Origin of the sequence: Kosakonia sp. ML.JS2a (genome assembly GCF_025642095.1) — a bacterium.
GTDB lineage: Bacteria > Pseudomonadota > Gammaproteobacteria > Enterobacterales > Enterobacteriaceae.
Map to the genome: position 1 here is coordinate 35,950 of NZ_CP106755.1, position 24,110 is coordinate 60,059.

Sequence of the window (24,110 nt, forward strand, 5' to 3'; positions counted from 1 at the left end):
TCCTGATTCAGTTAGTGGTGGCCGGTACAAGTTCGGACATATCAAGCAGGTTGATAATGCCGTTCTCATAACCCATCCGGAGCTGGTAGGTCTTTTTCTGCTCCTTCAGGTCGGTGGTGATATTGCCGTTAGTGGTTGAGGGGTGGAGTACAACATCCGCATTCACCACGCCGGGTTTAAGCGTGCGCAGTTCGGTGATGTCATAGCGCCAGGTGATACCTCCTTTTTTGATACGGTCAGCTTCAACATCGAGTACTTTTTTCAGCGCGTCCCGGCTTTCGGACGGGACGTGGCTGAGAAGCATGGCCTGCTGGGTGTCGATATTTTCCGGGCTGACGTTCAGTCTCAGATACAGAAATGAGGTGGCGAACATTGTCATGCCGGTACTGTCGGCAGAGCTGGCGTCGGTGCTGAATGGGTGGTTGTAAGTCATGGGGGTGACGATGGTTTTCTGGGTGGAGTAGAAATGCCATGCGAGCGAACCGACCATTACGTTCGATACGGTGCTGAACCCGCTATAAACACTGAGCCCCAGAAATGCATAACTGAGATATTTATCCCGGCTACGCTTGATTGCCATTTTCACTTATTCACGCCCTCCAGTGACGGAAACTTGAATCAGGTATCAGCCGGAAGGCCACTCTGAAAATCCAGACAGGGAGGTGCCAGTAACAGAAATTCAGTAACCAGTATGACCCCTGCCCTTTCTTCAGATACCTGATTAGCCACCATAAAAAACCCGAAATAATCCCAAGGGCGGTCGACATATTGTATGCGACACCTAATAACGTCAGGGGAGCAATAACGAGTAACTCGTCGATGGGAAGACCAATAAAGCGGGCTTGCTGGTTGAGTGTTTCCGGGAAGTAATATTTATCCTCTTCCCCGCTCATGCTTAACCTGCCAGCGAGAAACCCATACGGGTAAAGATAAGTACCATCACGAGGCCAATAAAGACCATCGGGGAGCGCGCTTTAACGTAGAGGAATAAAGCAGCGAAGATTTCCGCGTAGTAGAAATACTTTTCCAGCGATGAGCCGTGGCCAAAAGTATTTGTCACGGTTGAATCCTGAGGTGCCAGTAAATCCCCACCTGATGCATATGTTACTTTCGCAAACATAAGTGAAATTAAAAATAAACCTCCGAGTTTTAAAAGTTTACGGAGCTGAATATATTTACGGGCTTTACGAAATAAAGACGCTACCGCCCATCCCTTTTCGACATCAAGGGCATTACCTGAATGGAACATGCTTGTTTCTCCGGATGTAAACAAAGTGTGTTTGCGTAAGTGGTTGTTTACGCGGGCATTAGTGTCTCATGACCCTAAAAAAAAAAAACTGTGAGCAGCATCACACTTTTCAACATTATTAGGAATTATCTGAGCGATGGTAGAACATACCCTTAGTCACGCAGGTATGACGCCTGCGCTGTCAGGGATCTATAACTATGAAAGTAAAAGAGAAGTTGTGGGGCCAGCGTGGCCGTCCACGCAAGTTCACAGCAGGTGAGATTGTTGAGTGGCGGCTGCGTGCGCCCGACAATCTGTTAATGGAGTTGCGGGTTTGTGCCCGAATTGGCGAGCGAAGTGTGAATGACGAAATTATCGCAAGATTGTTGATATCTCTGAATTATCAGCCACATGTACCGGTAATAAAAACTGCGGAGGGGGAAAGATTAATTTCGCTGGCGGTGAAATTTGAAGAATGGCTGGATGATTTATTGGGTCGGGGTGAAGAACCTTGTACGCAGGGTGAGTCCGTCGACGGGCAGGATAAAATTGTCTGGATGTGGCGTGACGGGGAGCGTGTGTTAATTCCCGGAAAAACATCCGGGTACAGCATGCGAATTCCGGAAAACCTTGCTTCCGAAATCCGGATTATGGCGCGGGTGCATAAACGCAGTCTGAATGATGAAATGCTGACAAGGTTGATGAATTCTCTGGGTTATTTTACGGAGAGGGTTCTTGACCAGAATGAAGATGCTCAGGCACTGAAAGTGCTTTGTCTGGCTTTCGAATGGTATATCAGGGAGAGAATCACGGAAGCGGAGAAAGAGCCACTTCCGTGGAATGAGAAGGAATAAAACGTTGTTGTGGCCGGTTCTGTCAGCCGGTCACCTGGCTAATTTTCTTCGACGAGGAAGTGTTGTGTTTCAGCCATGTTTTCAGCGGTATTAATCGCTGAAATATTGTTATTTATCAAATCTTCAAGGCTCAGTGGTGCGCGGTCACCTTTAAGCTCAACGTAAATTTCTGAAATCAAAGCGGTAAGAATCATCATCCCCTCGCGGGAACCTGAAACTTTTTTTATCAGGTCACGCCGGAATCCCTCCAGATTGAAATTATTACCGTCTCCGTCATTTTTTTTGTAAACAAGAAGCCCCAGTCGGATAAGTTCGTTGCAGGTTGCGGATATGTTAGCTTCCGACGGGTTTGCACCGTTTTGTAAATCCATCTGTACAATGTCGCGAACTTCCCGCTCTATTTTATCTTTGAGGTAAATACCCACTCTGCCCATATTTAAACCTGTCTTATGTTAGTGTTGGATGTGACACTACGTCGCTGATTTTGAAGTGTGATAACAGGCAATTCCCGCAATGATTCTTTTGCGGGATTGCGCTGTTTCGCTCTTATACAGTAGTAGCATTGTGATACATATCTGCGACAGTGTGACACTGTGTGATATTCAGTTTACTGATTTGTTTATATATCTACAACTGTGCGATGTAACTACGACATTACAACACTAACAGGTAATACAAATGTCGCACAATATAGTGTCGGATTGTGTGATGTTTTTGATTTTACTATGAATACAGCACGATTTTTACAGGATAACCACCTGATTACAAAAACAAAAACTGCAAGACGAAGTCTTGCGTGGGGTGTCATGTTTTATAGGTTTAGTAAAGAGCGGCATAAATTAACGAGTAACAGGATCTGATTGTTATTTTGGAACAACGTGAAATGCATAACAGAAGCGCTCTCTGCGCGTTTGTAAGAGCCGCTATTGATTTAAATGTTCGGCGAGGGTATTTTTTAAAGCGCACTTCCTGAGACGTTACAGGCGTTTTTATCGTAAAGGCTTAAAATATGAAAACAATCGGGTTACTCATGCTCGGTGTGACAATGTCATGCAGTGCTGCACCGCAAATGTGTTTCGATCAGGCAGGGCGGGACTATAACATCGATCCGCTTCTGCTTATGTCCATATCGATTAAAGAAAGCCGCCTGAAACCTGATGCAGTGAATAAGGCGAATAATGACGGATCGGAAGATGTCTGCGGTATGCAGGTGAACAGTTCTCATTACCGTAAGTTGAGCAAGTTTAATATATCAAGGTCGGATTTAATCAATGATCCATGCATATGCGTTTACAGCGGCGCATGGGTACTTGCTCATAACTTCAGGTCATATGGTAAAAACTGGGACAGCGTTGGAATGTATAATACCGGGCCGTCAAAAAAACTGATCATCAAAAGGCGGGAGTATGCCCAATCGATACAGAACATTTACCGGGTATTACTGGCCAGGCGGGATATTCTGGCCAGGCGTTCTGGCACGGATGATAAAATGATGACGCCTCATGACAATATGATGGAAACACCCGTTACGCAACAATAAAAAAACCCCGGAGGTCCGGGGTCTTTTTAACTAACTTTTAAGCTTTGCGAATTCTTCGGCCATTTTCCACAGCGCCTGGTTAAGTTTGATATCGCCATCAATACCGGTAACTGGTCGCGTGGTTGTTCTTTTTCCTTTTGCGGTACGTCCGGTGATCCCGCCTTTGACCAGATTCTCCTGCACGATATTAAATGATGTCCATAAATCCGTCTGTTTGTCATACCAGGCACGGGGCTGAATAATTTTTTCAGCCGTCACCGGGGCTTTCCCTTCGCCATATTTATAATCCAGTGCAAGCTGGCCAAGCAACTGACGTTCGGGGGCGTCAAGCTGGATTCGTTTCATCTGATCCATATTTTCAGATACTTTATCGAACACGCCCAGCACTTCAAATGCACCTTCTATCACCTGCGTGACAATATCCCCTTTGTGCGGCACGTTTATTTCGCCAAAAGATTTCCAGCACACCAGGCCGTTAGTGCAGACCTGCCGAAAAATACCGGGGATCATTTTGTAACTGCTCGAGCCGTCATGGCTGTTAAGCAAAACAATTTCAGGCACCTCTGCCCCGCTCCCGTTATTTCCCCGACGCAGGCGGATCATATGTTTTGTATATTCCCGACGTTCAGGATCGCGCACGCGTGACTGACTGGCATAAAATGGCTGGAACCCTTCCTCGCGCAATTTATCCAGAAGTGTAATAGTCGGAATATAGGTGTAACGCTCTGAGCGTGATTCATGTTTTTCAACAGAAAACGCACTCGGAACAACGCGCATCAACTCATCATTTGTCAGCGGGCGGGAATTACGCATATAAGTCGGCGCGGCATAACGGGTGGATAAACGGATCATAGTATTCTCCTCAAAATCATCAGTCAGGTAACACACGAAATACAGAATCGAGTGGCATGGCCGCTGCAACCGGCCATTTATTTAAAATCCAGACGGCGTAGTAATCCGGTACATCGTCGAAAAATACGTTGATTTCTTCCGCATCTGCAGGCGGGGTGAAGTCATGGCATTGCGCGGCAGGCACATCAGCCGTTACGTCGAAAATCCAGTTAACGATGTCGATTACCTGTGCGTCAGTCAGTGGTGTGTCTTTTTCACCCATCTTCCTGGAAGATTCTTGAGTGGCGGTGTTGACGTTTCGTGTGTGCATTCTGGTTTTCTCCTCGTCGATGGTTAATCCATCTCCCTGGTGAGTTCTCTCGCGGCGAAGGGCAAAGGAGCAACGGCAAGGGGTGGAAGGAGGGGGGCGGAGACAAAAGTTTTTGCGGCTCTTCGCAAAAAGTTTTGGCGGAGTGCATTTCACCCCCCGGATGACGCCCCGACGGTGCTACGACCAGCCCTCCGCGTGAGAACGTCAGGGGGATGGTCATCGGCGAACTGACAGAATGCACACACCCGCAACGGCGGTACGGCGTTGCGCCCTTAAAGCCCCGGCACTGCCGGGTCGGTGGACGCGGCGCGACCGGTACGGTCGCAGCAGGCGGGCTGTTGACCTTCCGCCATCGGACCCTAGCGAAGCCCGAAACCCGCAGGGGTTCGGCGGAGACTGGCGGGCGCCATGCGTCCGCCTGGCGGAGTGGGGCCTGACGACCCGGACGGAACGGACGGGGAGCCGGAGGGGGCCAGTGCTGTCTTATGTTCGCCGGCAACGGCGCGGAGACAAACCGTGCGCAGCTGGTGTACCAGCTTAAACGGCTTTACTGGCAAATCATGGTGGCAACGGAAGAACATCACACCGGAATTCTGCTGGCCATCGGGCAACCGGAGACAGCGGAGATGTATCAGGAGCGGACGGGAAAGCGGAGGGAGTAAAGCGGGCGCGCCGCAGGCGCATCCGCCCTTCCCCCGTTCCCCGGAGGGGAACAGCCCTTCCGGGTGTTCATGCGCGCGGTCGCACCGGAAAGAAAAGGGGGCTGCCAGCGGACACTGACAGCCCCTTGTAAAGGCGCTTTCGGCCATGCCAGAACGCATCAGCCCTGAAAAGGCGGGGTTGCCCCCGCCTCCAGGTTGCTACTTACCGGATTCGTAAGCCATTAAAGCGGCCACCTCCCTGCTTCCGTCTCTGTAGCGAATTTCGCAGAGCGACTTTCGCGTCAGCCAGGTGAATATCAGCAGTGTGAGACACACTATCAGAACGCACCAGATGAAAGAGTTTGGTGTCAGCTTCATAGCCTCTTCTCCTTGCCTTACGGCGGGTAAACGGCTACTCTGATGTTGTCGAGACATAGAGTTGGCCCTGTTGGTTAATTGAAAAATTACCTTCGGGGCTTTCTTCTTTCTGCCTCACAACACGGCAACAAACCACCTGAACATCATGAGGCAAAAAGCCTCAAGCGCCACCGCCATTATACCGCAACCCGCACCGTTCCCACCAGGCTCAGTCCGGCCTTTTCGCCTGTTTTTCAGCTATTTCCCCTGCGTGGCAAAGTCCTGCCGGTTCCGTATGCGTCATACGCCTCCCGGCTGTGGTTCAGTTTGTCCGGCACACGCCAGCGATCAGCCGCACGCAGGCCGTCAGGCTGCTCCCTCACGATGTCCCGGAGGACAGAGAACACCACCCACAGGGGATCGCCACAGTCCTCATGCCACCGGAGTTCCTCCAGTGAGGGAAAACGCCTGCGCCACTGCCAGAACATTGATGCCAGTTCGTATTCGTGCAGTTCGTCCGACCAGCGCGAATACCATGCCCCCACCGTTTCCGGCGACTGAAAATTCAGATCAGCCCGCGCGCGTGCAACCAGACTCTGATGCAGCATGGCCTCATGACACTGGCGTTTGTCTTCCTGCCGTTGTTCTTTGTGCCTGCGAAGTTTACCGTGCTGTTCCTCACGCGATTTTTTTCGCCAGACAATGTCAGGAAAAAGATACTGCTGCACCTCCACCGACAACGGCGAATAACAGTGCTCTCCCTGACTCACCAGAAGCCTTTCCAGTGCATTTTCCAGTTTTTTGAGTGTCCAGAGCTTAAAGGACGGATCCCATGCCAGCCCCGGAATCAGCCTGGCCGTGCTGTGCGTGATACGGCTCTGGCCGGTCAGACGGCGCAGGAATACCCGTGTCACCGGGTTATCGTCAGGCAGACGTTGTCGCGCCTCGCGACGTTGCTCCACGTCTGCAATGGCCTGACGGGCAGGATTCAGGGTAACGAGGGAATGACTGGCGGGGATCATGACACCACCTCCGCATTCAGCAGTTCAGAAATCGTGGCGGACGAACAGTTAAAGCGGTGCATACCGGCAACCTGCGCCAGCAGATGACCAATGGCATCCGGGCAGAGTGCCGCAGACTGGTGCAGCATTCTTATCAGGCGGCCGTCGCGGGCAAGCAGGAACAGCGTCCATGACGGCAGCATTTCGCCGGGACAGCACAGGCAGAGAAACCAGTTGCTGTCCCCGTCAGGGGCGTAGCGTAGCTGCACGGGAAACTGACCACCAAACTCGCCCCGGTATTCGGCATTCACACGCCAGCCATCCGGCAGCGCAACCAGCCCGGTGACAGCATCACTCAACTGGCGGCGTTCTTCGTCACCGCTTTCACGCACGCTTTCAAGATCTGCCGGGAACATGCCATTCAGTGCAGCGAGAGTGTATTTTTTCATTGTTTTCATCTCCCGGTTGCCCCCGGCGGGGGCAACCGTCTCCTGTTTATGCGGCGTGGTCAGTGTGGGTGACGTTGCGGGCGTCAGCGGTGTCCTGCTGTGCCTCCGGTTCCGGGCGTTTCATCCAGCCCGGAACCCAGCGGTTTCCGGCCACGGTTTTTTCGGCCAGTAAGGCGGCCTCTGATTTTTTCAGTTTCAGCGCCTCACGGGCGCGGTCTTCGCACCCGGCTTCGGCCAGCGCATCGCCAATCTGGTCTTTGCTGATCCTGCCGAAATAGTTCTCAGCATCCGGCTGCCACCAGTCGCGCAGGTCGAAGTCCATCGCGGCTTCAAGGTCGTCCAGTTTGCTGGCGCGGGTGTAACCCATTTCCCGCCCCTGCTGACCACTGATACCCGTGGCGATGCAGAAGCCAAGCAGGGCATGAAGGCGATCAACCGGCCAGGTCAGCAGCCAGGTAAAATCCTGTTCCCACTCCGGCGGCAGTCCGGCTTTCAGGTCGCGTTTCATGTTCCGCAGCGTGGTGACCCCCTGCCCTTTTTCGCCGGACGGGGCATCCGTTGTCAGCCCCCACTGCTGACGCAGGGTGATATCCAGTGGCAGACTGACCCGGTGATTATGTCTGGCATCAAAGACCTCGCGGCACAGCGTCCAGACCAGCAGGGCAATGGCAATGTCGGGTTTTCCGGCCAGTGCGCCCTGCACCGCCAGGGTACGTTCGGCAGACATGGCCTTAACCAGTTTTTCAGAGTAGTTATCCGCCTCGATCCGGGTGCGGCTAGAGGTGTATGCGAGGGTTTTCCCGGTGGCGTCCGGCAACCGGCTCCCGGTTGCGGCATCGTCAGTGTCATTGCCGCTGTCCTGTGTGGCGTCCACATGTTTCACGCCGCGCTGAACGTGGTAACCATCGCACCCAAAAGACACCACCACACCGTGCGTCGCCTTAAATTCCGGGGTGAACAGGCGTGTCAGTGCCGCCTGTTCAATGTCCTCGATACGCTGCTGAAGGGCGTTTTCATCATCCTCCGTCTCACATTCCATGATCTGCTGTTCAAGCTTCAGGGTTTGTTCCCGTTCTTCCGCTGTAAATTCCGGTTCCGGCAGCCGCCACTCAGCGTCTTCCTGTAGCTCGTCCATACCACTGTTGCACCACGACCAGCCCTCATAATGTTTCAGACGCTCAGCCTCAGCCGCCAGTTTTTCGCGCAGCAGCCGTTCGGTCAGGAGACGGTCAGCAAATCCCTCCCCTTCATTGCTGAACAGGTCGCGATCGATAATTCCCCCCGCTGCCAGATAGGCTTCCTCACCCACAAAGCGGAACAGGGCGGACTCCATCCTGATTTTGATATTACTGATCTGCGATTTCAGCCATGACACATACGGCATGCCGCTGCCGAACGTCTCTTTCGCCCGATTCCAGATTTCAAGCTGACGGGTCTGATCGTGTTCAAGTGTCATCACCTGACACAGTTCCAGGGTAATGCGGTCGTGGGTCAGTTCTTCAAGCAGTTCCGGCGCAAGGTTTGCCAGGCTCAGGATGCGCTGGACGTGGCGGGGGGAAAAGCCGAAAAGGTCGCCAATCTGCGCCGGGGTGCTGCCTTCTGCGGCCATGGCGCGAAAACCGATGATCTGCTCTGCCGGGTGCATGGCTTTATGGCTGTCTTCCGCGAGGGATGCCGCGCGCGCCAGTTCTTTCGGGATGACTTTGTAAGGGATAAACGGCACATCAGCGCCAGTCACCCCCTGTTCAACCAGCAGCCCGGTGCCGCGTCTGCGCCCGTTGCCACACACCACACCCAGGGTGCCGTCGTCGTTTTCGACCACAATCAGGTTATGCAGGATACCCAGCGCCCTGATTGACGCGGCGTAGGCGGCAATTTCCTCGTCGGTATGTTTAATGATGCGGGCGTTGAATTCAGACTCCACAAAGCGGGAGAAAGGGGCGTAGCTCACCGGAGCCAGACGCAGCGCTTCTTCGGCAGCAAGCACCTCCGCGCTCACTTTTTTACGGGTGGATTTGGTGGCGGGTTTCGCCGTAGTATGGGTGTCAGCCATTATTGTTTCCTCATCGTTACGGTGGTGGTGATGCCGTAGCCGGATTGCCGTCCGGTTACGGCGCTTAATCAGTTAAGGCGATCAGGGTGTTTCGCCAGCGCGGCAAAAGACGGGTATCTGTCCAGTACTGCCAGCAGTTGTTTTGCCGCCTCAGCCTGGCGTTTGTCTGACTCAGAAGGACGCCCCTCACAGACATCCACGGTCGCAATCACACCGGACTTCATATCGGAAAAGCGCTGGTACATACGGGTGCTGAACAGAACACGCTCCCCGTTGTTAACCATCTGCCAGTTGCAGCAGTCGTTAAAACGGGTGTCCACCCCGTCAAACTCGGCAGTCCAGTTATCCGGCAGACGGATGCGCAGCAGCGGCAGCATATCGGCGGACTGTCCGACCGCGTTTTTTGTGGCAGCAAGGGACGGTTTCATCGTATTTCTCCTGTGGTGATCGGGTTTCAGTTCTGCTGAACGCTCAGCAGGTTCGCTTCGAGACGGGTTAAAAAATCCGGTTCAAATGACCAGGCATGCCACACCAGGACGCCAAAGCGACGGATTTCAGTCTGCACATCGCCTTCTGCTGACGCAGAGGCCGTAAATACGGTGATCCCGTCCTGCAACCGGTTCAGCTTTCTGATCAGGATCCGCGCCAGACGGGCATTTTTCTGGGACGTGTCTTTTCCCCCCATCTTCCCGGAAGATTCTTCTGTGGCGGTTTTGACGTTGACGTTATGTGTGTGCATTCTGCTTTTCCCCTTCTGGTGATGGTTATTCCATCTCCCCGGTTAGTTCCTCTGCGGCGAAGGGCAAAGTGGCGACGGCAGAGGACTGAAGGATGGGCGTCACCGGAGGCCGCAGCGCAAGCGAGCCGGATTTTCGGCGAGTGCGAACGGGCGAGGAACGGCGAAGCGTACCCTTCCGGAAGGCGGATGACGGTGCTACGACCAGCCCTCCGCAGGGGGACGTCCGGGGTGAAGGCATCGCCAGACGGACAGAATGCACACACCCGACCCGGCAGCGTCACACCGCCGGGTCGCCCTTAAAGCCCCGGCAACGCCGGGGCGGTGAGAGCGGCGCGTCCTCCGGACGCAGCAAGCGTGCCCCGGACGTTGCCATCGGACCCTAGCGAAGCCCGAAACCCGCAGGGGTTCGGCGGAGACTGGCGGGCGCCATGCGGCCGCCTGGCGGAGTGGGGCCTGACGACCCGGACGGAACGGACGGGGAGCCGGAGGGGGCCATGTCCCGGCTGCCTGTCTGGCTTTTACTGCATAAAAATCGCATTCCGTGCATCAGCACGCCGGAAAACAGCAAACAGACGGTCAGTATCTGCAACAAAACAGCGAAATACTGCATTAACCCGTTGGGGAAGGTGCGGATGAAGACCGCGCCGGCGGCGCGGGGTGTTCCGCACAGCCGCGCAGCGGCAGGGTGTTAAGCCGCCCGTACAGGCAGCTCCGGGCGTCCCTGCCCGGCCTGTCACCTGCCCAGGGTGTCGCGCAGCGCGCGAAAGGCGCTGGTCTCGTCGGGATACAGGCGCTGTGCCGCCCCTTCCCCGCTCTGGATCTCTTCCATCCGCAAAAATTCCCCCGCCAGTGCCATCACTTTTTCCAGTGCGGCAGCCGGGACGGTGATTTCCCGCCGCCGGGCTTCCTCCTCACGCAGGTTTTCCAGCAGGCAAATCAGGGTATCCAGCCCCACGCCACATTCGTGAACCCCGTCCAGTCCGGCTATCAGGCCGACAATCCGCGCGGCGGTGTCTTCCGTCACGCTGTACTCCTCCAGACAGGCCAGCACCTCCTCTTTTGTCCAGACAATCAGCGCCTGCGGCTCGTCCGGGGTGTATGTTTCAGTCAGTTTCGCGCACAGCGCGTTCACGGTTCCGTACATGGTGTTATCTCTCTTCAGGGGGCGGCCACGCCGCCCCGGTTGTGTTCAGTCAAGGGCACGGAAAATGGCGGCGGCTTCCGGGTGGCATTCGGCATACGCCATTAACTGGTGGTGACGACGGCAGTACAGGCGGCAGAGTTCTTCCTCATCGTGGCGGTCATACATCCAGCTCCGGTGGTTCAGCACCAGGGCGGTGATGACAATCCCCGCAGCCTCACTGCTCAGGGTCAGATCGGCGAAATTCATCGGATTACAGAAATGCCAGCGTTCGTCTCCCTCCGGCTTCATAAAACCGCCGCCCTCCGAAATGGTGGCGTAGTCCCACACCCCGCCGTCATATCCGTCGAGATACCGCGCGGCATAGCTGTAGACGTTGTTTTCGGCGCGGATGAAATCATCACCGAACAGCGCGGGCAGGAAGCGCAGTTTGACGAAACCGTCCAGAACGCGGGCGGGATGAAAGTCAGGGGTCGACGTGTGCATGGTTATGCTCCTCAGTTAAGGCTGGATTCGGATACGGCCTGTGCCGTGCCTCCATCACAGCCCGGCATCAGAGCCGTTGAGGCAAGGGGCGCGGGCGAGGCCGCAGCCCGACGCACACGACAGACGGGAGTTGCACGGTGAGGGCGCGAAGCCTGAGCGCACGAACGACGGGAAAATCACGGCTGACGGGAAGGAGGGACCGGGGGAGCACGCGGGGTTCACCCTTCACCCCTTTCCGAAACGGCGGCCGGGCTAACATGGAGGCACGGCACCGGCCGCAGACCGCACGGACGGGGTTTTGTGCCCTTCCCCGCCGCAGGTGGAAAGACAGCGGCGCGCAGCAACCTCCTTTTCCACAGCGCAACTGCACAGGGCGGGCATAACCCTGTGGATAAACGCCGCGCGGCCCTGATGGCAGCGAAAAGCACGGGAGTGGTTACAGAATAACCACCCCTGTTGACGGTTATCCCAGATGATTCCGCATCTCTGCCGCCCGGCGGTACAGTTCAACCAGCTGCATATCGATCTGCTCAATCAGCAGGCCGGCCATTTTACTGACAGGCGCGGCGTCCCGGAGCAGATGGCGTTTTGTCATGTCCCGCAGACGCAGATGAAACTCATAAAGTGATTCTTCCAGGGTGGCCACATCCGCTAACAGTTCACTGCCGGCATCTGTCTCTGGTGTCTGTCCATTCATGGTGTCTCTCCCGCCCTCAGGCTTTCGTGATCTGTTTAAGGGCAGTCAGGGCGGCAAGTCCCCGCTCCACCGTCCCGGGCGTGGCCCTGCCGGCATGCCAGGCCGCTGTATCCTGGTCATTCAGACCGCGCTCGGCCCAGTTGCTTACCTGCGCCAGCAGATCTGCCGGCACACTGACCATCTTCGGCGCTGCCCGCAGCCCGGCCAGCAGTTCCCGTACCGTACCGAAAGAAATCCCCTCTTCCGCATGGTCGCCGCTGCCGGTGCTGCCTATCTCCGCCAGGATGTTGTCCGCCTCCTGAACCGTCATGTATTTATCCGCGCTCATGACGGTTTCGCGGGTCCAGAGCAGCAGGGCAAATTTTTCAGTCTCGCCGAAGGCGTTTCTCAGTTTTATGTTCAGTTCCTTACGGGTTCCGTACAGCATAAATTTATCTCTTCTCTTTTCTCTGTTCTGATCCACGGGCGGTGTCCACCGCCCGCCGTGTAGGTATGCGCGTCCTGGCCATCACGCCGCGGCCGGCAGCATCAGGGCACGCTGTTCCCCCAGACGGCGCAGCCCGGCCGCGTGGTACTGCGCCATCAGCTCGATACCAATCCATCGCCGGCCGCACTGGTCGGCGGCCACACAGGTCGAGCCGCTGCCGGCAAACGGATCGAGTACCAGGTCGCCGGGGCGGGTGAAACACTCGATCAGCGGGCGAAGGATGCTGACGGGTTTTTCAGTCGGGTGGTGACGGTTGCCGGTGTACTCCCAGGGCATCACATCCGGAAGCGGATTCTGCGGCAGCGCCGGGCGACCTTTCGCCAGGACATACGCGCTTTCGTGCTGGTAGCTGACAAAAGCAGATTTGGACGCATACGGTTTGGTGAAAACCAGGTGGCCCACGACACGAAAGCCCGCCGTTTTCCATGCCTGCATGAAGGTGTCAATGCGGTTCCAGCCGTAGAAACTGACCGCCAGGCTGTCGGGTTTCAGGACGCGAAACATCTGCTGACTGGCTGGCATCACCCACTCGTCACTGACGTCATTGGCGATCGAACGGCCGGACCGGTCCTTAAACCCCACAAGATACGGCGGGTCCGTGAGGATGAAATCAATGCTGTTATCCGGAAAGGTGGCCATCAGCTGCACGCTGTCGCCCTGCATGAATCGGGACATGTTCTGCTCCTGTGTATGAAGGGGCACCCCTGTGGTGCCGTGACCGCCACACAGACGGGCGATCAGCTGAGCAAACAAGTGCGGACGCGAAGCCGCACGCGCCGCCGGAGCGGACTGAATGTCCCGCGCACGGCGGGGAACGGGTGAGCAGGCCGGCGACAGCTTCGCTTGTTTGAGAAGCAGCCCGGCTACAGTAAGGGCACGGCACTTCCGGCCCGCCGCCGGACGGACGACAGACGGACGGCGGCAGAGAAGCGGAGCGCAGCGACAGCCTTATCCTGTGGGCAGGAGATGTGCGTAAAAAATCACGTTACGTCGATATTTTCAGGGCGGGTTAATGTTTAATTAATGTACTCATGCCAGAATCAGGGGCATAAAGAGCACAGGGTCACGGTGCCACTGAATTTTGTGTGCGGCAGGAGATGATGTCCCCTGCCGCGTTTTTCTTTTTCCCTCTTCTTCAGCGTGCTGCCTGCCGTTCCTCAGCTTTTAATGCTTTCAATGGCGAACCGCAGGTATTCCCAGTTGTAGCCGGTATTCGCATCATGGCTGTCCTGAGCAACTTCCATTGCCAGTCCAATCTGCTCATCGGTCAGGCTGGCATCGAGCGCGAGAAAATCCTCCCGCAACCAGAAGGTGCCACAGCACAGCGCATCTGCCGGGTAACGTGACAGCCGGTCAGTGAAGGCGGCCACGGTACACTCCCCCGCGTCAGGCCGGCGCGCGGCAAACACCCCGTCCGCCACATCATTCCAGCACCAGTCCTCATGCACCGGGCACGGCGCATCAATGTCCTGCAGCGTCATACCCGGTATGCTGAGCAGACCGGTGATAATGTCATCGAGGCCGTCAGCCTGATCGCCCGACTCCGTACTGGTCAGGTACCCGCCATCCAGGTAAAGGGCCATTTCACCGGTACTGAGCGTGATGCGGGTCAGTTTCTGCATGTCTGTGTCTCCTGTTGATGCGGTGCCCCTGCACCGTGCCGGTACAACGGCCGGGCGGTCAGGTGAGCAGGCAGGGGCGTCAGCGAAGCCGCATGCGCCGCCGGAGCGGACTGAATGTCCCGCGCACGGCGGGGAACGGGTGAGCATGACGGCGTAAGCTTCCCTTGCCGGCGAGGCAGCCCGGCTAAGGTGGAGGCACGGTGTGGAAACCAGAACGACGGGTAAGCGCAAAAAAACCCGCCGCTGGCGGGTCAGCATGCGATCTGAACGGGTTAACTGCGATGTTTTTCCTGCTCATCAAAAGCGAGCAGGACGCCCGTACTGACTAGCAAAAGGTACAGAACCTGGAGCGTTATCTTCAGCCAGAGACTGACGTCATCAAACATGACCAGCGGAATGATGAACAGTATGCTGCCAAGCAGAAACCCCCTGCCCGTTTTTCTCATCCGGCTGTGTAACTGTGTTTCAGGGACACCGGCGCGACGCAGAACATCCGTGGCCAGTTTCTCAGTACGTAGTTTCAAACTTCCCATAGGTATCTGCCCACTCAAAAAAGGTTTTTCATGTTCTTCCGGACAACGGACTGTCCGGATGCTGTGTCATTCCGGCCAGCAACGGGTACAACGGCAGTGCCGGCATCCCCGTGAGCCGTAATCCCGGCAATCTCCCCGGCAAGCGCACTCAGGGCTGCGGGACTTTCCGGCGGGGTGGGCATACTGGACAGCAGCCGCGGGAGACGCGGATCAAGTGTGTGCAGGGCGAACCCGGCGATAATCAGGTTACGCAGCAGCACACCCCGCAGCCGGGAAGATGTTTCCTCCAGTAACGCTGCCACCTGCCGGGACTCCGGGTTATCCGGTAATAACAGCGTGAAGCGACGACGCTCAGTTTTATCAGTCTGGCCGGGAGCCTGCCCCTTCACCGCCGGCAGCGGTTCAGCCTCCGGGCCGGTCTGGCAGTAATACTGCCCGCTCAGGGACGCCAGCAGACTGACCAGCTGGCCATACCTCAGCTGACCGTCAAACAGTTCAGTCACCAGTCCGGGAAGACGGTTATCGATCCGGTACAGCACGCTGCCGGCAATCGCTGCCGTGCGAAGGAATTCGCCCCGCAGCGGCTGAGAGACGTTGTCCAGCGTTCCGGCAGCCAGTATGTCGGTCCGGTCATCAGCATGAAGATAAAACGAGTATTTGCCTGCAGGCACGATCAGCCCTCATGGTGGTAACGGGCTATCTCCCTGGCCAGCGCCATCTGCGGATCTGAGATGACCTCAATTCGCTCCGCTGACAGAGGCCAGGCGTTACGAACGGACGGTTCAATCAGTGCAGCTCCGCCGCCGACCAGGAAAATCCGGTTCACATTCCGGTATCCGGCCAGCTCGCTGACGACCTGAGCACTCAGGGTGTCGATAGCTTCTTCAATCTTGTCAGTAACATAATCAATTCTGTTTCTATCATTAATGATGCTGTTCAGAAATGCACGATCTTTCCGGTTGCGGATAACGGTATCGGCGACCAGCGGACTGGTTTCACTGTCTGCAGCCCGCAGTGCAGCCTGTGCCGCCCGCGTCACCATCGATACCCCGACAGACGGATTGCCATGCACGGCGCTGATATCGTCGAACTGTCCGACAATCACACCGGCATCCAGCGTGGTGCCCCCCAGATCGATAATGAGCGTGGTTTCCGACACACCCGGCTGAAGCTCAGACAGCCGGGAGAATGCGGCCGGCAGGGATTCAGGCATCACCGTCACGTCGCTGATAACGAAGCGCACGCGTTTGTTGACCACAATGTCACGCAACAGGTTTTCACGCTTGCGGCGGATATTTTCTTCGTTTTTCTGGCAGTCCTGATCGTAATACTCACTCAGGGGCAGCGTGACCGTGAGGGTGACCTCCTGTGGATCCAGGCCGCTGTTCAGCAGCGCATGATGGACCGCCAGCAGGTTGAGGTCGCCGTACTGATATTCAACATTGGTGGTCGGCACAGCGTCGCGGCTGACACTGTCCCAGGTGTATTTCAGGTTACCGATCTGGTAATTGAACGCGCTGGCCCCGAAATCCGCCACTTTCCAGCCATGACGGAAGGAATTAGCGGAAAGGCTGGTCTGCAGCACATCGCCCACGAACCATGCCAGCTTGACGTTTGTTGAGCCGTCGTCACAGTAGATACTAATCATATTGCACCTTTTGTTTTTCTCAATATGAGTATCATCATAATGTATTATTTTATTTGCGCAACTATAAATACTCAAAATGAGCATTTATATTTACTCTGATATCCTGCCAGATTATTTTTGTACGTTAAACAGCCGTTTCCCTCTGCCAGTGCCAAATACGCTTGCATACCGGGTGAATCGGTAAATATACTGTTTATACATACAGTATATTTATAAACAGGAGTGGCGTTATGGATCTGGTAATGCTGACCCCGAAAGAAGACGGGCCGTCCTGCCGTCAGCCTTTATTTCTGGAGATGGTGCCCTGTGGTTTCCCGTCCCCCGCCCAGGACTATGTGGAAAAGGAGCTGGACCTGAATGAGTACTGCGTTCGGCACCGCAGCGCCACCTACTACCTGCGTGCCCACGGAGACAGCATGCAGGACGGTTTTCTGTTTAACGGTGATCTGCTGGTCGTCGACAGCGCGCTGAAGCCGGTGAACGGCGATATCGTGGTGGCCGGGATGGGCGCGGAGTTCACAGTAAAACGTCTGGTGACCCGCCCCAGGCTCTGTCTGCAGCCGATGAATCCGTCTTATCCACCCATTTACCCGGACCCGGATGAACTTCAAATCTTCGGCGTGGTCACCCACATCATTCACCGCACCAGAGAGGTGCTGAAATGTTTGGACTAGCCGACGTCAACTCGTTCTATGCATCCTGTGAGAAGGTGTTCCGGCCTGATCTGCGGGACAAACCGGTACTCGTCCTCAGTAACAATGACGGCTGCTGTATAGCCCGTTCGAAGGAAGCGAAACGGCTTGGCATCAGAATGGGCGATCCGTGGTTCAGAATACGTGAACAGCAGCTTTCGGAGAAACTATACGTTTTTTCAAGTAATTATGAGCTGTACGCAAGTCTCAGTAACCGGGTAATGGCCTGTCTGGAGGAGATGGCACCACGTGTGGAACAGTACAGCATTGACGAGATGTTCCTGGACCTCCGGGGGCTGGAAACCGCCTTCAGTTTCGAGGCGTTTGGTACGCAGCTGCGTGAACATGTCCATGCCTGTACCCGGCTGACGATCGGTGTGGGGATGGGTCCCACCAAAACTCTCGCGAAATCGGCGCAGTGGGCGTCGAAAGAATGGCCAGCGTTCCGGGGCGTGCTGGCACTGACGCCTGGCAATCCGGCCCGTACAGCAAAAATGTTGTCACTTCAGCCAGTCCAGGAAATCTGGGGGGTGGGCAGCCGTATCGCCCGGAAGCTGAACACAATGGGTATCACCACCGCGCTTCAGCTGGCGTGTGCGAATACCGCCTTTATCCGTAAAAATTTTAACGTGGTGCTTGAACGTACCGTCCGGGAACTGAACGGTGAGAGCTGTATTTCACTTGAGGATGCACCGCCACCGAAACAGCAGATTGTCTGTTCCCGCTCGTTCGGTGAGCGTATCACCAAGTTTGATGACATGCGGCAGGCAGTCTGTCAGTACGCCGAACGCGCCGCAGAAAAGCTGCGGGGGGAACGTCAGTACTGCCGGCATATTTCAGTATTTGTTAAAACCTCACCGTTCTCTGCCACTGAACCGTATTATGGCAACGTGGCAAGCGAAAAACTGCTTACGGCCACCCAGGACACGCGTGACATTATAGCGGCCTCAGTACGCGCGCTGGAACGCATCTGGCGCGATGGGCACCGGTACGCAAAAGCCGGTGTGATGCTCAATGATTTCAGTGGGTCAGGTATTGCCCAACTGAATCTGTTTGATGAGCAACCTCCCCGGCCCCACAGCCATGAACTGATGAAGGTGCTTGATGGTATTAACCATTCGGGGCTTGGCCAGATCTGGTTTGCCGGCAGGGGTATCGCGCCGCAGTGGAAAATGAAACGTGAAATGCTGAGTCCGGCCTACACCACACGCTGGAATGAACTGCCTCTTGTCCGCATTGGATGAGGAGAGTGATCCGGGCACGGGTGTCTCACAAGCACGGCAGGACGCCGTGCGATGGCTCGATCCGACCACACGCACAGACTCAAACCGGTAACCCGGTACAGCTGGACAGGGTTTATCTGTCCGGGTGTACCGGGTTGGGCAAGCCCGGAGGAACCGGGCGCGTCAGCTCTTTTTCGACTATGGATTACCAGCTCTGCAAATCTCAACCAGCTTATCCACATATTCACCGGCTATTTTTAAAGATCTTTTTATAAGTGTTTTTAGATCTATCTTTTTAGACAGTCGCTTAGCCCAGTGCTGACGTGGCCTGGAACGAAGGTTGTGTGACAGTTTGCCCTCAAGCTGTGACAAATAACCCTCATCTTTGACTATTAAGTGTGACAATCCGCCCTCAAGCCTGTGACAAATTGCCCTTAATGATCATGTGAAATCACAGACTTAGACATTCAGGTTGACTATTTTTTATTAAGTGTGACAATCCTCGTACTTGTCACACTTAAAATGGACCGGTCATGACAGAAACTGCATTGATCAATCAGCCAAAACGCAAGAACAGTCCACGTATTGTTCAGTCGAATGAACTGACAGAAGCAGCATACAGCTTATCGCGAGATCAGAAACGAATGCTGTACCTGTTTGTCGACCAGATCCGTAAAAGTGATGGCACACTTCAGGAGCATGATGGTATATGCGAAATTCACGTTGCCCAGTATGCATCGACATTTGGCCTCACTTCTGCTGAAGCCAGTAAGGATATTCGTCAGGCTCTGAAGGGGTTTACCGGTAAAGAAGTCGTCTTCTACCGCCCGGAAGAAGACTCCGCCGATGAGAAAGGTTACGAGACATACCCGTGGTTCATTAAACGCGCTCACAGCCCTGCCAGGGGCGTTTACAGCGTACATATCAACCCTTATCTCATCCCGTTCTTCATAGGTCTTCAGAACCGCTTTACGCAGTTCCGTCTGAGTGAAACGAAAGAGATCACTAATCCCTATGCGATGCGTCTGTATGAGTCACTTTGTCAGTATCGTAAACCTGACGGTTCGGGTGTTGTATCCCTCCGCGTTGACTGGCTGATGGAGCGATACCAGCTGCCGCAGAGTTACCAGCGTATGCCTGATTTCCGCCGCCGTTTCCTGCAGGCCTCTGTTGATGAAATCAATAGCCGGACACCCATGCGCCTCTCGTACATCGAGAAGAAAAAAGGACGTCAGACAACCCATATCGTCTTTTCTTTCAAAGATATTTCCGCGCTTTAACCATCCTTAAATAAGGGCAGTTTGTCACATACTTGAGTGCGGGATGTCATCAGCAGCCGTTAAGTCTGAATGCTGATTGTCACACTTCCCGTGTGCATCAGGGTTATTTGTCACGGTATGAGAGAATGACGAGGGTTATTTGTCACAGCTTGAGGGCAATTTGTCACATTGACTGAGGATCGCAAGGGCAATTTGTCACACCTGCAGCATCCAGCTAACCTGCCTGTGACAAATAACCCTGTAATAATGCTGTGGGCGTAGCTCTGGTCAGGCTCAAAAAGCCGGGATAACTATTCAGGGCTGTTTGTCACACTTCCCTGACCGGAAGCATTTGAGGGCAATTTGTCACAGTCAATTTTTTGTTTTTAGAGTATTGCAGCTGCGCTGCCATCAACTGTGTTCAAAGCAGGTTTTGCTTTTTCATCAGACGGTATGTGTCCTCACCTCCCGGTAGGGTTTGCGGGCTGAACGGGAAATGGACCCGGCTGAATTGTTCATATTCTGCGTTATCAAGCGTCACCTCCATCCCGGCCGCAGATAAGATATTCAGAATCTCGCTCAGTAATCCGTTAAGGTCGTTCAGACCGTCCCACTCAAGTGCGGTATTCCAGGCGTTTTGCATTTCACGCTGCAGGCCTTTCACAAAGGGGGTTAAATCACCAAACTTTTCGCTCTCAGCCAGACTGGTGCTCCCGGAGTTCGGACCTTCCATATAGCCCAGGTAATACGAAAGTAATCTTATGGCTTCAAAAATCACCCTGCACACCTCAAAGATGGTCCTGTGCAAATCACCATGAATGCGGTAGGCCTTTATAAATTCGTGCGCCTTTGCAAAGGCTTCTGAAGAGTGCATTACCGCTCTCTTCAGATATTCTTCTTTAACAATCGGGTGAGGGAATACGGATGCCAGCCTGCAGGCAGCATATTCCTCCCAGCAGGTATGAGCCGAATCCATTAATAGTCCTCTCAGCCAGTCGCCTCTGAAAGGTTCTGAATAACGCCCTGGGGAATGTGTCTCAAACCATGTAATAAGGCATGCATGCCCCAGTTCATGTGCAACTAAGTTAACAGCGGAGAAGTAATCCGGTTCTTTTTGATCTTTAAGACAAGACAGTTGATTCGCGTTAAAGATGGTATGTGCTTTGATAGCCTCCCCTCTTCTGACCCGGATGGTTTTAGCAATACCTCTCAGGTTTTCGGTATCTGTATAGGTTTTGGCCGTGGAGGATTCATAACCCAAATCCACAGCCTGAAGCGCCTCATCGTAGTTCCAGCCAACCGTGATTCTCTCCAGCAGGGACAGATCCATGTACCGCCCGCAGTGCCTGGTTATGTATGCAACAGCCTCGCCTATTTTTGTTGCCAGTTCTTCTTCATTATCCGGTGCTCCCATGAGCTCAATCAGCATATTCGCCGGTACAGTTGATGGAAGATCTTCAATATCTGCGTCTTCATTCATTTTTGGCCTCCCGCCGACTGTCTGTTTTTTTCTGGATTAAAAAACCAGCTGAGAAGATGGCGGTAGAAGGTCACATCTGATTTTGCAGGAAATCCGTGCGGATCGGTCAGGAGTGTCCCCAGAGTTTTCATCGCCCGGTGTGTGCCACTTTTTCGTGCTACATACTCTTCAGAGTCGTAGCCCATCGTCTCGATTATTAACGGTATTTCTTTATCAGATTCATCAGCCCTGAGAGTCAGCAGAAAATCAGGATGTACTTCCTCTTTGCTCCCCTCAATCTCTGTTGTTTCGGTGAAAAGGGGTTTAATCAGGCTGATACTGGGGGGATGGTCGCTCTGCTCCGATACATATTTTGCTGCTTTCCGTATCGTCCTCAATGTTGCCCGTTCTTTTTCGCTGTCGACCGGGATCGGGAGGTTCAAATCGAAAGCGGGATGTGCATAACCCTCTGCGCAGTAAACCTCCCCGTATTCATCCTGTCGAAACCGCAGTATCACCCAGTAAGGTTCACGCGTACCGGCGCTGAGCAGTCCTTCCCCGAAGATTTTTATGCGACCGAGAGGGGAAAATGTGTAAGGCGTTCCTTTTACCATGAACGTCACGTCAGTCTGCGAGACTTTTCCAGCCAGCCCGATCATGGCTGTACAGAGTTCACGATTTTTTCCCCATGTCTGGCCACTGTTTTTGATTGTGTTCAATATGTGTTTGCGCTCGCGGTCAGTCTGCCAGGGTTTCGTGGTTATAAATTGAGAGGCAGGCAGGCCATTGATGAGCAACCATGAATCGATAAATTGTGTGATAGCCTGCAGAGATGCTGTGAGGCCGGGAGGAGGAGTTACTGGCATTATCCTGGTTTTATTGATGCCCGCACTTTCAAGAATGGTCATCATTACCCGTCCAAGGGCTGGAACGGGTTTCAGTTTTTTCCGGTGACGCCTCCCCTCTTCAGTACTCCCTCCACCCACCTGACCGGGGGACGTTTTACGCGTGAACAGATCGTCCGGCCCTGCTGGAACCAGGGCCGCAATGTGACCATTCCTGTCGTCATCGCCGCCAGGGTTTTTACCGGGTTTTTTTACATGATAAAGAGGGCACCCTTTATCATGCCGCGCAGATGTTTTGAGGTGCCGTATGAAGGACTTTTCAACCTCACTGTTGTACGGCCGTGAATCACCGCTAATGCAGTCACAGGCAATCAGCAGTTCGCGTCTGTCCATTTCCAGCAGAATATCAGCCGCTAATTTCTTTTCCTTCGCGGTACTCTGCTTGCCGCCGCCGAACACATTTATAACAGCCCTGCGTTCCTCGGACGTAAGATCACGTACATGAAGCCCCCTCGGGGCATTTTTGCGAATCATCTCCATAACTGGCTCCATAAGGCATTATGGTTGATTATAAATGTATTACATAAGTAGTTTTTTTGTATGTCTTCTTACGCTTTATCGATACGGACAGAAGAGAAATACCATCTTTCCTTCTGAGTTACATATGTACTATCTGTGTATTACTATCGTAATACATAATAAATACATTTTATCAAGCGCACAGTGACAATACCGGTTTGAGTTGGCATATTGAAAAGATTACTTATGTAATACAAAAAGAAGACATATGTAATTCTTTTGTATTCTAAATATCCTCGATATCTTCTTAAATTTCATAAAAATGATTAATCATTGCCCCATGTTTCTCGGTGTCCATCACAAAATCTGCATCCCACCATCGAGCTAAAGGCAGGAACCTCACTGCTGTAATAGCTGCAGTGTTCGCAGCACTGCAGATTATCGAAATATGTCAGGCAGTATATGCACAGGAAGCCGTCACCAAACTCGCAGACGGAATTATAACCGTCGCATTCGCAGCAGCCTGCGGGGACAGATAAAGTAGCAAATGAATCAGAATCGACAGAAGAAGTATCGAGCAGATGGTAGAGATTATCTGTGTGCCCGCACGCTGAGCACAGGAAGGTTACATCACTATCGGAATCTATGGTCTGGGGTTTATCGCAGTTCGGGCAGGCGAAAGTCAGTGTCCGCTCTAAAGAAGTCGTACAGACTCTGCACTTTCCAGATTTAAGTTCACGGCCATCAAAGCTCGCTACCGTCTCCCAGACAACAGCCCGTTGTTCGCAGACAGAACATTTGGTGATACGGTGACCGTTTTGCCTGGCTGCACGGATGTTGTCTTTAATTTGCTCGTATTTCTTGGCGGCATAGAATTTATTCTGTATCAGAAGACGGGTTTCATTCCGGGCCAGAAGATTTCCGAGAGCTCCCTCGAAGAGGTCTTTCCAGTCATCCCGCATTAGCCGGTTCAGTGCAAACCAGGCGTTGGCCTGCTCTGTGAGAAGCCGGTCCATGTCTTCGGTTGTATAAGCATCATGGAAAAAATGTACTACGCGGTTGCGGTGTTTACGTACTATATCAAATGCAAAAAGGGTTGTTTGAGGAACGGGTTTCTCCAGAACATCACGGAGTTTATCACAGGACTCCTGAAAGGTGATCGACTGAAAATCGCCGGTCAGATAGGCTTGGCGCTTGATACTTTTGCCGCTGCAGACGAGTGTCCAGTGCTCCTGTGCCAGCGGCACTTTAAGCATGATTTCCACCGCCGTCCAGAAACTGACGACTGAAAACTTAGGCGCGGTCTTTACCTCATTCATGGCCTTTTCCAGAAAGGCCATGCCATTGTCTATCAGTGCCTCGACTTCAGGAGACAGTTCCGGTGCCTGGTACTCTTCCTCATTATTATCATTCATATTCCAATCCGTTCTTTATAAATGGAATCAAGCTGAAATGGACAGATATAAAGCGGTGCT

The 24,110-nt window shown here is 53.9% G+C and carries 31 protein-coding genes and 1 pseudogene; 7 read left to right on the plus strand and 25 right to left on the minus strand.

Translation table 11 applies throughout. The features are described 5' to 3' along the window. Nucleotides 1–7: 7 nt before the first annotated feature. The 3 genes from N7922_RS24825 to N7922_RS24835 are packed head-to-tail and all read right to left on the minus strand — an operon-like array spanning nt 8 to nt 1,249. Nucleotides 8–580 carry a TraE/TraK family type IV conjugative transfer system protein gene (locus N7922_RS24825; protein ID WP_317633860.1) on the minus strand — a complete coding sequence of 191 codons (573 nt, stop codon included), beginning with the start codon at nt 578–580 and terminating at the stop codon, nt 8–10. A gap of 10 nt (nt 581–590) precedes the next feature. Continuing rightward, nucleotides 591–893: a type IV conjugative transfer system protein TraL gene (gene traL / locus N7922_RS24830; RefSeq protein WP_263101063.1), complete on the minus strand. Its 303-nt coding sequence runs from the start codon at nt 891–893 to the stop codon at nt 591–593. A gap of 2 nt (nt 894–895) precedes the next feature. Then, a complete protein-coding gene (locus N7922_RS24835) occupies nt 896–1,249 on the minus strand; it encodes a type IV conjugative transfer system pilin TraA (protein WP_263101064.1) in 354 nt (117 codons plus the stop codon). Between the two features lie 197 nt (nt 1,250–1,446). Between N7922_RS24835 and N7922_RS24840 the strand changes: the two genes are divergently transcribed. Continuing rightward, complete coding sequence (locus tag N7922_RS24840; RefSeq protein WP_263101065.1) at nt 1,447–2,082, plus strand: Arc family DNA-binding protein; 636 nt, start codon at nt 1,447–1,449, stop codon at nt 2,080–2,082. Between the two features lie 38 nt (nt 2,083–2,120). Here the strand turns inward: N7922_RS24840 and N7922_RS24845 are convergent, their stop codons facing one another. Continuing rightward, nucleotides 2,121–2,516 (minus strand): relaxosome protein TraM, encoded by a 396-nt coding sequence (locus tag N7922_RS24845; protein ID WP_263101066.1) that lies wholly within the window; start codon nt 2,514–2,516, stop codon nt 2,121–2,123. Between the two features lie 575 nt (nt 2,517–3,091). On the opposite strand from N7922_RS24845, the gene N7922_RS24850 reads away from it, so the two are divergent. Further along, entirely contained in the window at nt 3,092–3,622 is a 531-nt protein-coding gene (locus N7922_RS24850) for a lytic transglycosylase domain-containing protein (protein ID WP_263101067.1), read from the plus strand. A gap of 30 nt (nt 3,623–3,652) precedes the next feature. On the opposite strand, the gene N7922_RS24855 is transcribed toward N7922_RS24850, so the two are convergent. Beyond that, on the minus strand, nt 3,653–4,471 hold the full coding sequence (locus N7922_RS24855) for a DUF932 domain-containing protein (protein WP_263101088.1): 819 nt from the start codon (nt 4,469–4,471) through the stop codon (nt 3,653–3,655). A gap of 22 nt (nt 4,472–4,493) precedes the next feature. Continuing rightward, nucleotides 4,494–4,784 (minus strand): hypothetical protein, encoded by a 291-nt coding sequence (locus N7922_RS24860; protein ID WP_263101068.1) that lies wholly within the window; start codon nt 4,782–4,784, stop codon nt 4,494–4,496. Nucleotides 4,785–5,269: 485 nt separating this feature from the next. Between N7922_RS24860 and N7922_RS24865 the strand changes: the two genes are divergently transcribed. Then, complete coding sequence (locus tag N7922_RS24865) at nt 5,270–5,446, plus strand: hypothetical protein (protein ID WP_263101069.1); 177 nt, start codon at nt 5,270–5,272, stop codon at nt 5,444–5,446. 202 nt (nt 5,447–5,648) lie between these two features. Here the strand turns inward: N7922_RS24865 and N7922_RS24870 are convergent, their stop codons facing one another. The 7 genes and pseudogenes from N7922_RS24870 to N7922_RS24900 form a co-directional block, all read right to left on the minus strand. Further along, nucleotides 5,649–5,759 (minus strand): DUF5431 family protein, encoded by a 111-nt coding sequence (locus N7922_RS24870; protein WP_317633861.1) that lies wholly within the window; start codon nt 5,757–5,759, stop codon nt 5,649–5,651. Beyond that, nucleotides 5,708–5,860: pseudogene (locus N7922_RS25275) on the minus strand (Hok/Gef family protein); the annotation flags it as partial. The gene N7922_RS24870 and the pseudogene N7922_RS25275, both read right to left, overlap by 52 nt. 176 nt (nt 5,861–6,036) lie before the next feature. Next, entirely contained in the window at nt 6,037–6,804 is a 768-nt protein-coding gene (locus N7922_RS24880) for a plasmid SOS inhibition protein A (RefSeq protein ID WP_263101070.1), read from the minus strand. Then, nucleotides 6,801–7,232, minus strand: coding sequence for a conjugation system SOS inhibitor PsiB (gene psiB, locus N7922_RS24885; RefSeq protein WP_263101071.1), 432 nt, complete (start codon nt 7,230–7,232; stop codon nt 6,801–6,803). Before psiB ends, N7922_RS24880 begins: the two co-directional genes overlap by 4 nt. A 46-nt stretch (nt 7,233–7,278) precedes the next feature. After that, nucleotides 7,279–9,285: a ParB/RepB/Spo0J family partition protein gene (locus N7922_RS24890; RefSeq protein WP_263101072.1), complete on the minus strand. Its 2,007-nt coding sequence runs from the start codon at nt 9,283–9,285 to the stop codon at nt 7,279–7,281. A 68-nt stretch (nt 9,286–9,353) separates the two neighbouring features. Continuing rightward, complete coding sequence (locus N7922_RS24895) at nt 9,354–9,713, minus strand: hypothetical protein (protein WP_263101073.1); 360 nt, start codon at nt 9,711–9,713, stop codon at nt 9,354–9,356. A gap of 26 nt (nt 9,714–9,739) precedes the next feature. Then, the gene (locus tag N7922_RS24900) at nt 9,740–10,024 is read right to left on the minus strand and encodes a hypothetical protein (protein ID WP_263101074.1); all 285 of its coding nucleotides are present in this window, start codon (nt 10,022–10,024) and stop codon (nt 9,740–9,742) included. Nucleotides 10,025–10,518: 494 nt separating this feature from the next. On the opposite strand from N7922_RS24900, the gene N7922_RS24905 reads away from it, so the two are divergent. After that, nucleotides 10,519–10,716, plus strand: a complete 198-nt coding sequence (locus N7922_RS24905) for a hypothetical protein (protein ID WP_263101075.1) — start codon at nt 10,519–10,521, stop codon at nt 10,714–10,716. Nucleotides 10,717–10,757: 41 nt separating this feature from the next. Here N7922_RS24905 and N7922_RS24910 read toward each other — a convergent pair whose 3' ends face one another. From N7922_RS24910 to N7922_RS24950, 9 genes are all read right to left on the minus strand, one after another. Next, nucleotides 10,758–11,168, minus strand: a complete 411-nt coding sequence (locus N7922_RS24910) for a DUF1380 domain-containing protein (RefSeq protein WP_263101076.1) — start codon at nt 11,166–11,168, stop codon at nt 10,758–10,760. 45 nt (nt 11,169–11,213) lie between these two features. Then, nucleotides 11,214–11,651 (minus strand): antirestriction protein, encoded by a 438-nt coding sequence (locus tag N7922_RS24915; RefSeq protein ID WP_263101077.1) that lies wholly within the window; start codon nt 11,649–11,651, stop codon nt 11,214–11,216. A gap of 463 nt (nt 11,652–12,114) precedes the next feature. Then, complete coding sequence (locus tag N7922_RS24920; protein WP_263101078.1) at nt 12,115–12,348, minus strand: hypothetical protein; 234 nt, start codon at nt 12,346–12,348, stop codon at nt 12,115–12,117. A gap of 16 nt (nt 12,349–12,364) precedes the next feature. Then, nucleotides 12,365–12,775 carry a DUF1380 domain-containing protein gene (locus tag N7922_RS24925; protein ID WP_263101079.1) on the minus strand — a complete coding sequence of 137 codons (411 nt, stop codon included), beginning with the start codon at nt 12,773–12,775 and terminating at the stop codon, nt 12,365–12,367. A gap of 81 nt (nt 12,776–12,856) precedes the next feature. Further along, nucleotides 12,857–13,510, minus strand: coding sequence for a DNA methyltransferase (locus N7922_RS24930; protein ID WP_134319291.1), 654 nt, complete (start codon nt 13,508–13,510; stop codon nt 12,857–12,859). A 482-nt stretch (nt 13,511–13,992) separates the two neighbouring features. Next, the gene (locus tag N7922_RS24935; protein WP_263101080.1) at nt 13,993–14,457 is read right to left on the minus strand and encodes a hypothetical protein; all 465 of its coding nucleotides are present in this window, start codon (nt 14,455–14,457) and stop codon (nt 13,993–13,995) included. Between the two features lie 272 nt (nt 14,458–14,729). Next, the gene (locus N7922_RS24940) at nt 14,730–14,990 is read right to left on the minus strand and encodes a hypothetical protein (protein WP_263101081.1); all 261 of its coding nucleotides are present in this window, start codon (nt 14,988–14,990) and stop codon (nt 14,730–14,732) included. Between the two features lie 14 nt (nt 14,991–15,004). After that, on the minus strand, nt 15,005–15,661 hold the full coding sequence (locus N7922_RS24945) for a plasmid partitioning/stability family protein (RefSeq protein WP_263101082.1): 657 nt from the start codon (nt 15,659–15,661) through the stop codon (nt 15,005–15,007). Between the two features lie 2 nt (nt 15,662–15,663). Beyond that, a complete protein-coding gene (locus N7922_RS24950; RefSeq protein WP_263101089.1) occupies nt 15,664–16,635 on the minus strand; it encodes a plasmid segregation protein ParM in 972 nt (323 codons plus the stop codon). A gap of 245 nt (nt 16,636–16,880) precedes the next feature. On the opposite strand from N7922_RS24950, the gene umuD reads away from it, so the two are divergent. From umuD to repE, 3 genes are all read left to right on the plus strand, one after another. After that, nucleotides 16,881–17,312: a translesion error-prone DNA polymerase V autoproteolytic subunit gene (gene umuD, locus N7922_RS24955; RefSeq protein WP_411554309.1), complete on the plus strand. Its 432-nt coding sequence runs from the start codon at nt 16,881–16,883 to the stop codon at nt 17,310–17,312. Next, complete coding sequence (locus N7922_RS24960) at nt 17,300–18,574, plus strand: Y-family DNA polymerase (RefSeq protein WP_263101084.1); 1,275 nt, start codon at nt 17,300–17,302, stop codon at nt 18,572–18,574. The genes umuD and N7922_RS24960 overlap by 13 nt, the downstream gene beginning before the upstream one ends. A gap of 512 nt (nt 18,575–19,086) precedes the next feature. Next, nucleotides 19,087–19,833: a replication initiation protein RepE gene (repE, locus tag N7922_RS24965; protein WP_263101085.1), complete on the plus strand. Its 747-nt coding sequence runs from the start codon at nt 19,087–19,089 to the stop codon at nt 19,831–19,833. Nucleotides 19,834–20,233: 400 nt separating this feature from the next. Here repE and N7922_RS24970 read toward each other — a convergent pair whose 3' ends face one another. The 3 genes from N7922_RS24970 to N7922_RS24980 all read right to left on the minus strand — a co-directional run bounded on the left by N7922_RS24970 (nt 20,234) and on the right by N7922_RS24980 (nt 24,050). Next, on the minus strand, nt 20,234–21,292 hold the full coding sequence (locus N7922_RS24970) for a hypothetical protein (protein WP_263101086.1): 1,059 nt from the start codon (nt 21,290–21,292) through the stop codon (nt 20,234–20,236). Then, nucleotides 21,289–22,656, minus strand: a complete 1,368-nt coding sequence (locus N7922_RS24975) for a hypothetical protein (RefSeq protein ID WP_263101010.1) — start codon at nt 22,654–22,656, stop codon at nt 21,289–21,291. The genes N7922_RS24970 and N7922_RS24975 overlap by 4 nt, the downstream gene beginning before the upstream one ends. 305 nt (nt 22,657–22,961) lie before the next feature. Further along, nucleotides 22,962–24,050: a hsdR gene (locus N7922_RS24980; protein WP_263101011.1), complete on the minus strand. Its 1,089-nt coding sequence runs from the start codon at nt 24,048–24,050 to the stop codon at nt 22,962–22,964. Nucleotides 24,051–24,110: the final 60 nt, after the last annotated feature.